Source organism: Clostridium sp. CM041 (assembly GCF_055081035.1).
Genome location: NZ_CM143648.1, coordinates 3,397,333 through 3,414,039, shown reverse-complemented (window position 1 = coordinate 3,414,039; position 16,707 = coordinate 3,397,333). Strand labels below are relative to the sequence as shown.

Here is a 16,707-nt window from a genome sequence, read left to right as displayed (position 1 = left end):
TAGTGACATATACCAATAGTACACTAGAACGTTAACGTTGTCAACATAGAACATGTATTTTAAATGTATAATGATACATTTAAACAAAAAAAAACCATCCATATATGGATGGGTGTTGATTACTCAACTTTTTTATTGTAGTGTACATGTAATAGTTCATGAACCTTGCCTTTTAACAATCCTGAATATAATGAATTCATCAATGGATTGTCATCTGTTCGACTTATACTATTCATTTTATCCGCCTTATATAATCCAGTACCACGCTTAGATTTCCCTTCTGCTTTTACGAATGGTTGTCCTGCACCACTAACGCATCCACCGGGGCATGCCATAACTTCTACAAAATCATAATGAGCTTCACCGGATTTTATCTTCTTTATAACGTAATCTGCATTTTTGAGTCCACTTACTATGGCGAATTTTATTACGCGTTCATTTACATTAATACTGGCTTCTTTAACGCCATTCATACCTCTAACACCATCAAAAGCAAGTGCACGTAATATTGCAATCGGTTGATCCCCTAAGACTTTACGTATAACAGCCTCACTAACACCACCCGTTACTCCAAATATAACACCAGCTCCACTACTAATTTCAAATGGCATATCTAGTGCCTCAGGTTCTAATTCTGAGAACGTAATTCCTGATTCTTTTATCATATTAATAAGTTCTTGCGTTGTTACTACATAATCTACATTAGGAACACCATTTTTTTTAAATTCATCCCTATTTGCTTCGATTTTTTTTGCTGAACAAGGCATAATTGCTACGCTCACAAGTTTTTTATCATCATCTTTGTAATGTTCCTTCAATACAGAAGCAAACATTTGCATAGGAGATTTACAAGTGGAAACATTTCTCATTAAATCTGGATAAGTATTTTGAACATAATTTACCCAAGCAGGGCAGCAAGATGAAAACAGAGGTAATCTTTCATTATTTCTAAGTTTTGAATTAAATTCATTTGTTTCCTCTATAATTGTAAGGTCTGCCCCTACTGAGGTATCAAACACCTTATCAAATCCCATTTTTCTAAGGGCAGTTACTATTTTTCCCATTGCATTTTTGCCATCTTCTTGTCCTAATTCCTTGCTTATAGATACCCTTACAGCAGGAGCAATTTGAACTACCACCTGTGTATTCTTATCACTAAGTTCCCTCCAAAGTTTATCTGTAGTACTCCTTACTACAATAGCACCAGTAGGACATACTGCAGCGCATTGCCCGCAACCAACACAATTAGAGTCTCCTATAGGTTCATTAAATGCCGTTGAAACAGCCATTTTAGATCCTCTGCCAACAAAATCAATTGCTCCAACGTTTTGTACTTCTGCACACACTCTTACACAATCACCACATAAGATACACTTGCTTTGATTTCTTACTATGCATACAGATGAATTGTCTGGTTCAGGTTCTTTAGCAGTATTTTCAAATCTTACTTTCTTTATTCCGAAACGTTTTGCTAACTCCTGTAGCTTACATGAAGTATTTTTTTCACAGGTTGTACAATCTCTGCAGTGATTTGCAAGCAGTAACTCAAGAATATTCTTTCTATACTTTCTAAGTCTTGGCGTATTTGTATATATATCCATGCCGGCTTTAGGAGGAGTAGAACATGCAGCCTCAATGCCTCCATGTTTGTTTTCAACCATACACATACGACAAGCTCCATAAACTGAAAGCTCTGAATAGAAGCATAATGTAGGTAATTCGATACCAGCTTTTCTAACTAATTCAAGAATGTTTTTTTCGCCCTTTATTTCTACAGGTACATTGTCTATAGTCATAAACTGTCCATTCATTCTATTACTCCTCCTTTATAGCTTTAAACGCGCAAGTATCAACACAAGTACCACATCTTATGCACTTGTCTTTATCAATTGTAAATGTTCCTTTAATCTTACCTGAGATTGCTCCAACTGGACAAATTTTTGAACACTTTGAACATCCCTTGCAAATTTTTGAATCAATAAATATTGTCTTAAGCTTCTGACATGTTTTAGATGGGCATTTTTTATAAGTAATATGAGCTTCATACTCATCACGAAAATTATTAATAGTACTGACAACTGGTAATGGCGCTGTCTTTCCAAGTCCACACAATGATGTTGAAGATATGGTATCTGCAAGTTCTAAGAGCATACATATATCTTCAAGCTTTCCTTTACCTGCAACTATTCCTTCAAGAATTTCAAGCATTCTTTTAGTACCTTCGCGACAAGGAACACATTTACCACAGGATTCATTTTTTGTAAAGTTCATAAAAAATCTTGCAATATCAACCATACAAGTATCTTCATCCATAACTACAAGTCCACCCGACCCTATCATTGCCCCTGCTTTTTTTAGTGAGTCGAAATCTAGTGGCAAATCAAGATCATCTATTGTAAGACATCCACCAGATGGCCCACCTATTTGTACAGCCTTAAACTTTTTGCCGTTTTTTATTCCTCCACCAATATCAAATATTATTTCTCTTAGAGTTGTGCCCATTGGCACCTCAATAAGTCCTGTGTTTTCAATATTTCCTGTTAAAGCAAACGCTTTTGTACCAGGACTATTTTTAGTTCCAATTGATTTATACCATTCTAGGCCTTTGTTAATTATTACAGGCACATTAGCAAAAGTTTCAACATTATTAAGGACTGTTGGCTTGCCAAAAAGTCCATTCTCAACAGTTCTTGGAGGTTTTACTCTTGGCATACCTCTTTTTCCTTCAATGGAAGCTGTTAGTGCACTTCCCTCACCACATACAAAAGCACCTGCACCTCTATTAATTTGGATATCAAAACTAAAATTTGTCCCAAGAATGTTTTCTCCAATGATTCCATATTCTTTTGCTTGTTTAATAGCACTCGAAAGTCTATCTACAGCAAGAGGATATTCTGCACGAACATATAAAAAACCTTTTTGTGCACCACAAGCAACAGCGGCGATTATCATTCCTTCAAGTACTCTATGAGGGTCTCCCTCCATTACACTCCTATCCATGAATGCCCCTGGGTCACCTTCGTCACCGTTACATACAATATATTTTATCTTTTCCTTTTGGCGCTGTACCTGCCCCCATTTACTACCAGTAGGGAATCCACCGCCTCCACGGCCTCTTAAATTTGATTCATTTATTTGGTTAATAACCTCATCTGAATTCATATCAAATAGTACTTTTTCAAATGCAGAATATCCGCCTATAGCGATATATTCTTCTATTGAAGTTGCATCAATGTGTCCACAATGTTCAAGTGCAACTCTAGTTTGTTTTTTATAAAAAGAAATTTCATTCTGCTTCCTAAATATTTGTCCATTTTTGGTATATACAAGTCTTTCAACACATTCATCTTTAACTATAGTTTTATCCACGATTTCTGCGCAATCTTCCATCTTTACTTTTAAATATAAATATCCAAATGGTTCTATTCTTATAAGAGGACCCATTTCACAAAATCCATGACATCCGCTTTTTTTTACTCCGACAGTTTCCTCATGTGGCTCTTTCTCAAGGCTTACTTCACAATTTATGCCCTTTTTCTTTATAATCCTTATTAATTCATCATAAATATCTAGGGATCCGCCTGCAACGCAGCCAGTGCCAGCACATACAAGAATTTTCTTTTTTTCTTTTGCAAAACTATTTTTATATATATTTCTTGCATTAATTAGATCATTTCTATTATGAAGCATATTATTTTTCCTCCTTAAGAGTATTTAAAAGCTCCATTGCTTTTTCTGGGGTCATAGAACCATGTACTTTATCATTAATACTCATAGCTGGTGCAAGTCCACAAACGCCTAGACAAGAAACTGTTTCTAAAGTAAATGTTAAATCATCTGTTGTAGTTTTAGTTTCCGAAAGTTTTAAATGCTCTCTTAGCTTTTCTAATATAGGAGAAGATTTTCTAACGTGACAAGCAGTACCATCACATATTTTTATTATAAACTTACCTTTAGGTTGTAAAGAAAAATTTTCATAAAAAGTTGCCACACTATATATTTTTGCTCTGCTCATACCAAGCTTTTCTGAAAGATACGAGAATACCTCCTTAGGCAAATACCTATAGCATTCTTGGGTATCCTGCAATATTGCAATAATATTACTAGATTTAAACTCATGGTTTTCTAATATAGTATCTAGATTACTATAATCAAATATTGTATTCATTTTTCTCCCCCTTGTAAATTCAAAAATACAAATGTATTTTATAATATATCACCTTTGTAACTTTTGCCATAAAACTCCTAGCTATATATTTTAATATAAGAACATCAAACTTCGCATTTACCACTGGCTTTAAAACTAGCCAATTTTTCCAAACATAACAATATTTCATTTGCAACTATTGCAAGTCCTGCAGACATTATGGTTCCCCATAATATTTTAGGAAGGTAATTCATCCTAAGTCCATCAAACAAAATAACTCCTAACCCACCAGCGTTTATTACCGAGGCAATAGTCGCTATGGAAATGGTAGTTACAGTAGCAATTCTTATTCCACCAATTATTATTGGAAGAGCTAGCGGCATTTGTACTTTCAAAAATAACTGAAAAGGGTTAAAACCCATCCCTTTGGCGGCTTCTATTATGGATGAATCTATGGACTTAAATGCTGCGAATATATTTCTAACTAAAATATACTGATTATAAATTACTAAAACGAAAATCGCTGTTCCTTTTCCAAGGCCTAATAGAGGTATTAATAAAGCAAATAATGCTAGACTAGGCACGGAATAAATAACCCCTAAAGAGGATAAAACTACTACAGATAAAACTTTTGACCTTAAAATCAAAAGTGATAGAGGGATTGCGATCACGAGTGATATTGAAATACTTAGTGATACAATTTGAAGATGCTGTAGCAGCAAATTTAACATATTATCATGATACTTATATAAATACTCTATCATGCACTATCCCCCCTGTTCACTGACTTATCTTTAATTGCTCAAGTGTTATTTTGCCAACAGCTTCATGATTATCCTTCTCAACAATCAAATGATCGATATTTTTTTTAAGAAAATATGCTAACAAATGTTGCAAATCCTCATTTTCATTAACTCTTGTGTCATCTTCCATTGTTTTTGAATCCAAAGGAATCATTACAGAACTCGCACGTACAAACTTAAGTTTTTGAATAACATTCTCTGAAGAGACCAAACGGGTAACAAATTCATTTGCTGGATGAAATAATATATTGTACGGTGTATCGAACTGTTGAATTTTTCCTTTATCCATGATTATTACTTTATCCCCCAATTTGAAAGCTTCATTAACATCATGAGTTACAAAGAGAATTGTCTTATTAAGCTTTTTTTGAATTCTTAGGAGTTCTTCTTGAAGATTTAGTCTAGTTATAGCATCTATCGCTCCAAAAGGCTCATCCATAAGCATTATTTCAGGATCAGCAGCCATAGCTCTTGCTATTCCAACCCTTTGCTGCTGGCCTCCTGACAATTGCCTTGGATATCTTTTTTTGAACTCCTTAGAAGGAATGCTCACTAAATCCAACAATATATCAACTCTTTGCGCTATCTCTTTCTTTTTCCACCTTAAAATATTCGGAACTGTAGCAATATTTTCCTCCACAGTCATATGAGGAAATAGCCCAATTTGTTGAATGACATATCCAATTTTCTGCCTATGTTTTTCAGCGGGAATATTTTTAATGTTTTCTTTGAAAAACAATATTTCTCCTGAGGTTGATTCATATATTCTATTTATCATTTTCAAAAATGTAGTTTTACCTGAGCCCGAAGTTCCCAGTATTGTTATAAAACTACCTTCTTCAATACTGGCACTTACATCTGTTACAGCATATTGCTCTGAACCTTTAAATTTTTTGCTTACTTTTACAAATTCAATCGCTACCCTTTTCAAAAGATTTACCTCCTTCCGTGTATATCCATTTTCTATTTTGCTAATTCCTTTTCAAAAAATTTTTTAGCTACCTCTGCGTATTCTTTTTTATCTATGTCTACTTCGGAATTTAATTTTATTATTGACACGTTGTCAATTTTGCTTGTAACCTTATTTAAAATATCTTTTATTTGAGGATTCTTTTCAAGAAGGTCTTGCTTTATAACTGGGGCTATGTTGTACGGTGGCCATGCATTTTTATCATCTTCGAGAATCGCAAACTCAGTTTTACTTAATTGTCCTTCTGTTGTATATGCTACAGCAACATCTGCTTTATCATTATGAAGCACATCATATTTAATTCCATTATCATAAATCTTTTCATCTTTAAATTTAAAATCCCCATAAGCCATTGTCAAAGCCTGCATTCCATCTAATCTTTCATCAAATTGACCTTGAGATGCAAATCTTATACTTCCTGCTCTTTTTTGAAGATCGGTTATAGTGTGTATATTATATTTATCAGAGGCCCTTTTGGAAATCACTAATCCCTGCCCATCATTTGCAGAAGATGGATCAAGCCAAATCAATTTAAATTTCTCCTTGTATTTCGTTGAAACCTCATTATAAACTTCCTTTGAATCAAACTTTGGCTGCTGCTTTAAAACAGATAATAATCCTGTACCAGTATACTCAGGGTAAACATCAATGTCTCCATTTACAAGTGAAGTATGAACCACAGCACTACCAAGATCAAATTTTCTGTAAACTTTATAACCTTCTTTTTCTAAAGCAACTGCATATAATTCAGATAAAATTAAAGATTCTGTAAAATCTTTAGATCCAACTTTTATTGTAGGTTTACTTTTAGTTTGGGATGTATTTATATCCCCAGATGAAACACTCTTTTTAGAACAGCCAGTTAAAACTGAAACTGTAACCAAGGCTGTTAATACAGAAACTACGACTAAGCTTTTTAATCTCTTATTCATAACTACTCACTCTCCTACATAGTATTCTTTAGTCTCTTTGATACTTTGTTATACTTTGTTCTAACATAAATAACAACATTTCTGCGATTACCGAAAGCAGTGCAACTGTTGCTCCCCCTATTATTAATATTCTAAAATCATTCATACCAAGACCCGTGAAAATGAAATCTCCTAGTCCTCCAGCTCCTATATAAGATGCTAAAGTCGCACTAGCAATTACTTCAACCGCAGATGTTCTAACTCCCGTAATTATTAATGGAAGTGCTAATGGAATCTCAATTTTATAAAGCATTTTCTTGTAATCCATTCCCATACCTTCAGCACTTTCTAGAACAGATGCATCAATATTTTTTATCCCTAAATATGTATTTATAAGTATTGGTGGTATAGCTAAAATCACAAGTGCCAATAGTGCTGGCAAGCATCCAGTCCCAAGTATTGGCATAACTAGCACTAAGATTGCAAGGCTTGGAATAATCCTAAAAAGATTAAATATATTCATTATAGGCTGTGTTGCTTTTGTGAATTTAGCACATATAATTCCCAAAGGTACCGCTATTATAATACTTATTAAAACTGCTGTAACACTAATATTAATATGAATCCTCACTGCTTCATAGTATTTATCAATGTGACTTAATAAATAGTCCATAACCTCATTTAACATTTTCATCTATCCTTTCTAAAAAGTAATTTCTACTTAAACTTTATTTATTGAGAATGTCTTAAAAGTATACTCATACATATAATTGTATGAGTTAATGTACTAAAATAATTACACTTATTACAAAAAATTATAGTGGCCAATTTATATAAAAAACTATTAACTGGCTCTTTTTCATACACATCCATACCTGCGCCATAAATCTTTTACTTTGAAGTGCTTCAATTAAGGCCTGTTCATTTACTGTTTGCCCCCTAGAGGCATTGATAAATATAGCAGTATTCTTCATTATATTGAATTTCTTAAAATCTATAAGGTGGCGCGTTTCATCATTAAGTGGAGTCATTAATACAATGAAATCAGATTTACCTAGAAGTGATTTAAAATCGTAATATTTAATACCTAATCTAAACTATTCCTTTTTTTATTTATCTACTCTATAATGTATTTTTAAAGAGGTAATATATTTTTATCTTTTTATTAGAGTGGTATAATGTTTCTAAAACATATTGCAAGAAATGCTATGAATGACAATAAATAAACGATACAAAATAATCTAGTATACCCAAGCAAAAAATACTAGAATAAGAGTATAGAATGGTGGTAATAATATGAAGGATCCTTTTAATATTATATTTGATGAGGTCTCGGAAGGCCTCATAGTAGTCGACCCAAATGGAGTAATTAAATGTTATAACAGAATGGCTAAAGAGATCTTTGGAATTATATATAACCAGGGCATAGGGCATTCTGCTGGCAGTATCGTAGAAAATGATATTGTAATAATCGCTGATACAATGCTTGGTGAGGATGATGGGGGGCTAACTCTTGAAGACTTAAAAAATATAGGGGTATCCTCTCAAAAATTGAAACAAGGAGATGCCTTTGTTTCAATAGGTATTATGGGAGATAAATCATACAATGGTGTAATAGAATGCACTTCTTCTAGAGAAAGTACTCTGTATCTTGAAAACATATATTCCAAAAATAAACTAACTACAGCTATTGATTTTTGTAACAGGGTGGCGATTATATCTATAAATGATATTAAATATACACTTAATTATACGAAGTCCATAGGACATATGGTAGTTTTATGTGGCAATACAGGTAAGGTAAAATTTTATCAGGCTAGAGGCTACACCAGTAGGCGAGATGATATAAAAAAGCTCCTTAATGGAACCATATTTGCTTCAAAGGGAGATTATAACTATACAATTGATGTGGTTGGACGCAGTATTTTTGATGTTCACCCTAAAGAAACGAATATAAATATTGTAGATTTTGTAGAAGCCGCAAAAGGTAAATATATTTCTTATACTAATCAGGTTAAGGACATAAATGGCCGGTCTACAAGATGCTCTTTAGTTCAGCTAAAAGATGATAACAAAATTATAGGTGCCTTATTAAAGGTTCAAGACATAACTGAGCTTGAAAATATAATTAAAGAAAGAGACTATGCCATAGCATCCCTTAATGAGGCTGAAAATAAGCTTAAAGATAATGACGAATTCAGAAAGATTATTGGACAAAGTGACAGCATTAAGGCTGTAAGAAAGCTTGCCAGAAAGGCATCTGGAATAGATTCTACAGTACTTTTGTTAGGCGATAGTGGTACAGGAAAGGGACTCGTGGCAGAGTGCATACATAAAGGTAGTAGAAGAAATAATAAGCCATTCATATATGTAAATTGCGCTTCTATACCCAAGGACTTAATAGAAAGTGAGCTCTTTGGATATGAAGGTGGCGCATTCACCGGTTCAAAAAAAGAAGGTAAAAAGGGGCTATTTGAGGTTGCTCATGAGGGGACTATTTTTCTCGATGAAATAGGGGATATACCTTTATATATGCAAGCAAAGCTACTACACGTCTTGCAAAGCAAGCGATTTAATAGAGTCGGTGGTACACACTATATAGAAGTTGACGTGAAAATTATAGCTGCAACTAATAAGGCTTTAGATATAGCTGTCAAGCAGGGAGAATTCAGAAGAGATTTATATTATAGGATTAACGTTTTCCCTATTTTTATACCGCCGTTAAGATTAAGAAAAGAAGATATTTATACGTTGATTATGTATTTGACCCCTAAAATTTGCAAAAGAGCGGGCTGCGAAGAGAAAAGAATATCAGCGGGTGTTATAAAAAAAATGCTTATGTATGATTGGCCAGGAAACGTCAGAGAGGTTGAAAATGTTCTTGAAAGAGCAATAAACGTATCTGATGAGCATACAATTTTTACGAATGATATAAGCATCATAACCTCAGCGAAAAGCTCAGAAAGCTGTAGCTTTGGATATTCTCTCAAGGGTGCAATCGAAATTGCAGAGCGAAAAGCTATTGAAAATGCACTAAAAATTACAGCTGGAGATAAAACCGAAGCTATGAGGATACTTAACATAAGCAAATCAGGTTTTTACGAAAAACTTAAGAGGTATAATCTTCAAAATAAAATCAATGATTGATATGGATCATTGATTTTATTTTGAACATCATTCTTATAAACAAAACAAGTCCAAAACCACGGAATCAGTCCAAAACATTGGACTCATTCTGGAAATAACACTTTTCGGAGTTCATAAAAATTTAGAATGGATTTTTATCCAATATTTTGGACGCATTAACAAACTAAATCTTTGATTTATATAACTTTCCTGTATTGGCATGATAATTGCTAATTTATAAATACAATAACACTTTAAATCGATAAGAAAGTAATTTCACAAAAATCAACCAGGAGGTGTTTTCATGAAAAGAAATTATTTAAATGTAAATGAAAAAGGACATCTAGAGTTTTTTGGATGCGATACGGTAAAATTGGCAGGAGAATTCAAGACGCCTCTTTATGTTATGAGTGAAGACGGAATAAGACAAAGTTGTAAACAGGTGCGCGAGCATTTTATGGATAAATACCCCAATACGCTTGCTTTATATGCCAGCAAAGCTTTCAGCAACATTGCCATGTGCAAAATAATAAAAGAAGAAGGTCTTGGCATAGATGTTGTATCAGGCGGCGAATTATATACCGCATGTAAATCTGGCTTTCCAATGGAAAAAGTATATTTTCATGGCAACAATAAATCGCAAGAAGAGATTGAACTTGGTATAGATAATAATGTTGGCTGCTTTGTTATCGATAGCTTTCACGAAGTGAAACTTTTACAAAAAATAGCCCAACGTAAAGGTGTTGTAGTAAGGGCTATTTTAAGAATATCCCCTGGCATTTCAGGTCACACACATGAATACATTTCTACTGGACAGTTAGATTCAAAGTTTGGCTTCCCTATACAGGGTAATGTTGCTTTTGAGGCTATAGAAATGGTAAGCAAATGTGAAAACATAAAATATAGCGGTATACATTGTCATATAGGTTCACAAATGTTTAACAAGGATGTTTATAAAGAAGCTGTTCATATAATGACAAAATTTATGCTTGATTTAAAGAACAACTTAGGCCTTAAAACAGAAGAGCTAAATATGGGCGGTGGCTTTGGAATCTACTATTCTAATGGCGATAAACCTCTTGAAATGAGTGAGTTTATAGAAGTAATAATGGGTAATATATATGGAGATTGCAAGAAATATTCATTAGAAACTCCTAGAGTTCTCATTGAACCAGGAAGATGGTTAGTCGGAGAAAACGGTATAACCCTTTATACAATAGGAGCTATAAAAGAAATTGAGGGAATAAGAAAATATGTTAGTGTAGATGGTGGTATGGCAGATAATCCAAGACCTGCCCTATATCAAGCTGAAAACGAAGCTATTGTTGCGAATAAGGCTGATAAAGAAAATGAAGACCTTGTAACTATTGCAGGAAGATGCTGTGAATCGGGTGATATGCTGATCCACGATATAAAGCTTCCTAAAATGGAAACAGGTGATATACTTGCAATGCTTACTACAGGAGCCTATAACTACTCGATGTCCAGTAATTACAATAGATTACCGAGACCAGCAGTGGTAATGCTAAAGGCTGGTAATTCAAGGTTAGTTGTTAAAAGGGAAACCTATGAGGATATCGTAAGGAATGATTTGGACTAAAAAAATAAAAAGGCCCTATAAGATAGACTTTTTTGTCTATTCTATAGGGCCCATTTTTATATTTAATTTATTATCACTGTTCTTGCTGCCTCGTCCCACTTGTAGAAGTTGGAGACTTTCCTTCTGAAATGTCGTTAAACAGAAATTTTACCCATAGCTGCTGCTATTATCATAACAATCGCCACTATAACCATAACTATCATGGACAACTTTTCTTTCTGAGTAATAGCTTCTTTTTTTTCTTTTTTTGCTTTCAAATAAAAACCTAACCCTAATGCATAAATTACAACTGCTAAACCTAAATATCCAATTCCCACTGCATATATAACATAAATTGAATATATACCTGCAATTACTGCTATAATTTTTTCCTTAAGATGTCCACTTTCTTTATTATATACCTTAAATGCATACATAGAAGATAATAAGTATGGTATTAATATATTAGTAGTACACATATGTGTCACAACAAAATAAGCTTTTTGCAAGCCTGGTGAGAGCATAGCTAGCAACCCTATTTGTGTTGCTACCATTCCAAATAAAAGAGCATTTATAGGCACATTTTTATCATTGTTCTTTTTAAACCATTTAGGCATTAACCCATCCTGTTCTGCTGGAACATATAAAATTTCTGTGGTTATCAAAAGCCAGCAAAGTAAAGCACCCATAACGGAAATTAGAATTCCCACTTTAACTATAATAGCCCCTGCACTTCCCAATGCAGTCTGTGCTAAAACAGCTGCTAATGGAGTTTGTGCTGCAACTAAAGCCTTAGCTGGCAAAATACCCATTGACAATATAGATATTGATACATAAAGTATCGCTGTTATAACAAGTGAGATTATTGTTGCTTTTCCAACCACTATATGAGATTCTGCCCTTTGAGACAAAACTACTAAGCCTTCAACACCTACGAAGCACCATAAAATTGTTCCCATTGCGCCACTTATCTGTTTCCCTATACTAACGGTATCTCCACTGACTGCTAAAATTGTCTTCCAATTTTCAACATTAAATGTACCTAGTTTAAAAGCTGAAAGGCCAAATACAATTACTAGAATTAGTGGTATAACTTTGCCAATTGTAACTACCAAATTGAGTATACCAGCTTGTCTAATTCCTCTTTTTATTACAAAATAGTATGACCACAAAACAATAGATGCAAGTAAAAATGCTAAAACACGAGGCATTGTGTATCCTTCTCCAATTAAGCTATTTATAGTCTTGAAAATTAAAACAATAAATGCAACATTGCCAAGGAATGAACTTGTAAAGTAACCCCAAGCTGAATTAAAACCTATAAAATCACCATATCCATCTTTAGCATAGGAATAAATTCCCCCGTGTAATTCAGGTTTTTTATTTGAAAGTAAGTAAAATACTAATCCTAGCATTACTACCCCAAAAACTCCAATACCCCATGAAATTAGGACTACCATTGGATTTGTTGTTGTTATTAAATCTGTAGGGCTATTAAAAATACCTGATGCAATCATAGTACCTATGCCTAAAGCAACAAGTAACCCTAGTCCTAATTTTTTATTATTTTCTTCCAATATAAAAAACCTCCTCTAATATCTTTTTACTTTAGTAAATTTCTAACGTCTGATAATATTGCTCTTGGAACTGGTAAATCGAGCATTGTTTTGAGTCCCGGTTCTGCATTCATTACTAGTGGAATCATATTAACACATATGGCTATTGTAGCGATTCCTCCTGGTATTTCTGGTTTTATTTGAAGGTTCAAGTTTGGAACTCCATTAATTGTAATATAATCTCCAGTATCAACATTCTCAAGTTCTGGTCTTATCTGTTGAGGATGTTCCATTGTAGCAAATACTTTATCTCCTAAATTTGCATATCCCAATTGACTACATCCAGCAACCTCTCCAGCATTTACTGAGATAATATCTGTTTTACGTGGAACAGTTGTAACAATTGGTGATTTTTCTTGTCTAATATTATTGAACTTAATATTAAATGCTTCTTCAAACATACCAAATGATTGTAAAAATCCTACGTGCCCATCTACTGTATTGTCTTTAACACCCTGTATAAATGCTTCTGGTTTTAAGCCAATACCTTGCTCAACCATAACTGCCCTACCAAAGCAAGCTAAGTCATTAACTCGAGTAGCCTTTATGCTATCAACTGTGTCAGAAACTCCTGTAAGCATTATTGCAACTAAATCCATTATAAATCCAGGATTTACTCCGGTTCCTAATATTGAAACCTTATTTTCTTTAGCAATTCTATCCATTTCATCTGATAATTCTGGGTCTAAAGCTCTTGGGTAGGACATTTCCTCAGCTGTTGTTACAATATCCATGCCAGCAACTGCTGCCATTTTTATTAATGGAAATACAACTTTTGTAAAGGAAGCTGTAGCCATAAGGCAAACCTCTGCAAAACCCTTCTTTATAACATCTCCAGCATTTTTTGTAACTATACATGAATTATCTTCATTTGCTGGAACACCTAACACTTCATAAAGTTTTTTGCCAACCTTACTCGGATCCATGTCAATAGCACCTACGATAGTAAATCCTTTTTTGCTTAATACCATTCTAGCAATACCGCTTCCCATTGAACCTAATCCCCAGACTACAACTTTTATTTTATTTCTCATAATATTTTCCCCCTCATAATTTTATATTTTACTCTATATATTTTAAACTGCATCTTCATTAATTATTGTAATACTTATCAACATATGGAGAAGTCATTGCTGCAAGTAAACATCCATAATCTATTTTAAAATCTACTATATCGCCAACTGTTAGTTCTTTTTTACTATCAGTTACATCTAAAATTAAATGGTCACTACTTGCACCAAAAATGCTTATATCTGTGTCCAAAGGAATTAACCCTTCAACTCTTATATCTTGTCTTCCAATTGCTATAATAGCCCTTTTTCTTATTCCTTTATCTTCAAAATGAGGTTCATTACCAAAAGCATCCATTCCTATAGTACCTGTTGGTACTGTTGGTTTACTCTTTATTTCAACTACCTCCCCACTGAGTATAAAGGCATCTTCATAGCAATTAGGTACTGCGAGTCCAAAAGAAGTTTCCCTACCAAGAACTATTGCTTCTCCAATTCTAAGCTGATTTATTTCTTCTGGCATATTATCATTAATAACCATATATAAACTACTAGAATTCCCACCTGAAATTATAGATAACTTTAAACTAAAGTTTTTTTCTATATCTAATTTTAATTTTATAAGCTTACCTAAGTTTTTTGTGTCTGGAATTACCCCACCATAACAAGTAACATTGGTTCCAAGTCCAATTAATTTAATATTATCTAATTTTACTATTTTACTCACAATGGAAACTACATCGTCAATCAATACCCCTTCTCTTAAATCCCCTAAATCTACCATCAGTATAATGTTGTGCATTTTATTTAAATCTTTTGCAGCTGCTCCTAGCTTCCTAATTGTGTCGATCTCTGAATTTAAGCTGCAATCGCTATACTTCACAACTTCATAGACTTCGCTGATCATTGGAATTCTAAGCATCATCTTTTTACAATTTAAATCTTTTAGTTTTTTTAAATTTAAGATTCTAGAATCAGCAACCTCAGTCACCCCAGCTCGTAGTATAGCTTCTACAATAGGCTTTTGTGCACAAAATACTTTAGTTACGGATGTAACATCTATATGCTTTTTATTACACATTGCTAGGATTGTTTTTACATTGTGTGTTAATTTTTTCAAGTTCACTTCCACACAAGGATAATTTTTTTTCATATAGATACTCCCCTTTTTAAATGTCGTTAATTCCCATATCCTTTGTTATACCTAAACTTTGAGTTAATAACGCTGTTGCCACTTCTTTATTTTCTCTACTTAAAACCCCTGCACAAGCCATAATATAGTTTTTATCTAGAAGCACTTTAGCACCTTTTTTAGGTAGCATTGTAACTTCGTCTTTTAAGTGTCTTATTTCTAGTAGCAAAGCTTCTCCACTCGGAAGCCTTGTAAGTGCCCCTCCGGTACCTATTATATATTTAACCTCAGATAAATCCTTACCATAAGCCACAAAACCACTTTCACCATCATATTTTCTTTTTATAAATCCTACATGCCTATCTATTGCGACAGATATAGCTTTCTTCGTTAGCAGGCTGCTTGCATTTATATCATCCATATCTTCCGGTATAGGTTTTATGTGCAACTTTATATATTCCTTAGTATATTCACCTAAATCCCTAACGTCAAGTAAATCTATTACATTTTTGCTGTTAATAAAAACTCCAAGGTCTCCTTCTACAGTTCTTTTAGCCTTTGGTTCAGGATTTATTAGCATATCTAAAACTATACTACTTCCTTCTGTAACAGAGTGTACATCTGTGGTAGCCCCTCCTACATCAAAAACTACTAAGTCACCTATTATATCATATAAGAGTTTTGAACTTTCCATAACCGCTCCTGGAGTTGGCATTATGCTTCCATTTACCATTTCTTTTATTTTATTCATTCCAGGTGCTTTTACAATATTCTTCTCAAAAGCTTCTTGTATTATTTTCCTTGCAGGCTCCACATTTAACTCATCTATACTTGGATAAACATTGTCAATTAAATAAAGTTCTTGCCCTTCAAATATCTCTTTTATTTCTTCCCTATTTTCAATATTTCCACAATATACAATAGGTTTATTATATTTTTCGAGGCTTATAAGTTCTGCATTATAAAGAGATGTTTCCCTTTCACCATAATCAGTGCCTCCAGCAATCATTATCATATTAGGATTTATATCATGTATTCTCTTTAGATCACTTTTTCGCATCTTCCCTGCAGTAACCATTTTTATGATACCACCAGCACCAAGAGCTGCTTCTCTAGCAGCCTTAACAGTCATTTGCTGCATAAGTCCGTGAACAGTTATCCTAAGTCCCCCTGCAGCACTAGACGTCGCTAACATCTTTTTCCATGTAATTGATTCTCCAATTTGATTTTCAATATCTTTAACAGCATTTTTTAATCCTATAGTTACATCACCATCTATTACTGTTGTACAGCTATTACCTTGAAAAGGTATATCTACAATAACCTGTCCCTTATCATCATAGTATACATTAAAAGCAGTAACCAGGGTAGTGGTGCTACCTATTTCAGCAACAAGATAATCTACCTTCACAA

General features: G+C 33.6%; 14 protein-coding genes. 2 read left to right on the top strand and 12 right to left on the bottom strand.

Annotation, left to right across the window (positions count from 1 at the left end):
- Positions 1-119 precede the first annotated feature (119 nt).
- The 8 genes from ACWJJT_RS16095 to ACWJJT_RS16060 form a co-directional block, all read right to left on the bottom strand.
- Entirely contained in the window at positions 120-1,811 is a 1,692-nt protein-coding gene (locus ACWJJT_RS16095) for a [FeFe] hydrogenase, group A (protein WP_462955411.1), read from the bottom strand.
- A 4-nt stretch (positions 1,812-1,815) separates the two neighbouring features.
- Entirely contained in the window at positions 1,816-3,690 is a 1,875-nt protein-coding gene (locus ACWJJT_RS16090; RefSeq protein WP_462955410.1) for an NADH-ubiquinone oxidoreductase-F iron-sulfur binding region domain-containing protein, read from the bottom strand.
- A 1-nt stretch (position 3,691) separates the two neighbouring features.
- Positions 3,692-4,168, bottom strand: coding sequence for a complex I 24 kDa subunit family protein (locus ACWJJT_RS16085; protein WP_462955409.1), 477 nt, complete (start codon positions 4,166-4,168; stop codon positions 3,692-3,694).
- A gap of 104 nt (positions 4,169-4,272) precedes the next feature.
- On the bottom strand, positions 4,273-4,911 hold the full coding sequence (locus ACWJJT_RS16080) for an ABC transporter permease (protein WP_462955408.1): 639 nt from the start codon (positions 4,909-4,911) through the stop codon (positions 4,273-4,275).
- Positions 4,912-4,927: 16 nt separating this feature from the next.
- Positions 4,928-5,881, bottom strand: coding sequence for an ABC transporter ATP-binding protein (locus ACWJJT_RS16075; RefSeq protein ID WP_462955407.1), 954 nt, complete (start codon positions 5,879-5,881; stop codon positions 4,928-4,930).
- A 32-nt stretch (positions 5,882-5,913) separates the two neighbouring features.
- Entirely contained in the window at positions 5,914-6,852 is a 939-nt protein-coding gene (locus ACWJJT_RS16070) for a glycine betaine ABC transporter substrate-binding protein (RefSeq protein WP_462955406.1), read from the bottom strand.
- A gap of 28 nt (positions 6,853-6,880) precedes the next feature.
- Positions 6,881-7,525, bottom strand: coding sequence for an ABC transporter permease (locus tag ACWJJT_RS16065; protein WP_462955405.1), 645 nt, complete (start codon positions 7,523-7,525; stop codon positions 6,881-6,883).
- A gap of 121 nt (positions 7,526-7,646) precedes the next feature.
- On the bottom strand, positions 7,647-7,862 hold the full coding sequence (locus ACWJJT_RS16060) for an NAD(P)-dependent oxidoreductase (RefSeq protein WP_462955404.1): 216 nt from the start codon (positions 7,860-7,862) through the stop codon (positions 7,647-7,649).
- 265 nt (positions 7,863-8,127) lie between these two features.
- Here ACWJJT_RS16060 and ACWJJT_RS16055 point away from each other — a divergent pair, with 265 nt between their 5' ends.
- Positions 8,128-9,978, top strand: a complete 1,851-nt coding sequence (locus ACWJJT_RS16055) for a sigma-54 interaction domain-containing protein (RefSeq protein WP_462955403.1) — start codon at positions 8,128-8,130, stop codon at positions 9,976-9,978.
- A gap of 283 nt (positions 9,979-10,261) precedes the next feature.
- Positions 10,262-11,557, top strand: a complete 1,296-nt coding sequence (lysA, locus tag ACWJJT_RS16050; protein WP_462955402.1) for a diaminopimelate decarboxylase — start codon at positions 10,262-10,264, stop codon at positions 11,555-11,557.
- Between the two features lie 134 nt (positions 11,558-11,691).
- Here the strand turns inward: lysA and ACWJJT_RS16045 are convergent, their stop codons facing one another.
- From ACWJJT_RS16045 to ACWJJT_RS16030, 4 genes are read right to left on the bottom strand one after another with little or no spacing between them, the layout of a single operon-like run.
- The gene (locus ACWJJT_RS16045; RefSeq protein WP_462955401.1) at positions 11,692-13,113 is read right to left on the bottom strand and encodes an amino acid permease; all 1,422 of its coding nucleotides are present in this window, start codon (positions 13,111-13,113) and stop codon (positions 11,692-11,694) included.
- Positions 13,114-13,139: 26 nt separating this feature from the next.
- On the bottom strand, positions 13,140-14,186 hold the full coding sequence (gene ord / locus ACWJJT_RS16040) for a 2,4-diaminopentanoate dehydrogenase (RefSeq protein ID WP_165413169.1): 1,047 nt from the start codon (positions 14,184-14,186) through the stop codon (positions 13,140-13,142).
- 58 nt (positions 14,187-14,244) lie between these two features.
- Positions 14,245-15,315: an ornithine racemase Orr gene (orr, locus tag ACWJJT_RS16035; RefSeq protein ID WP_462955400.1), complete on the bottom strand. Its 1,071-nt coding sequence runs from the start codon at positions 15,313-15,315 to the stop codon at positions 14,245-14,247.
- A 16-nt stretch (positions 15,316-15,331) separates the two neighbouring features.
- Positions 15,332-16,705, bottom strand: a complete 1,374-nt coding sequence (locus ACWJJT_RS16030; RefSeq protein ID WP_462955399.1) for a GlmL-related ornithine degradation protein — start codon at positions 16,703-16,705, stop codon at positions 15,332-15,334.
- Positions 16,706-16,707: the final 2 nt, after the last annotated feature.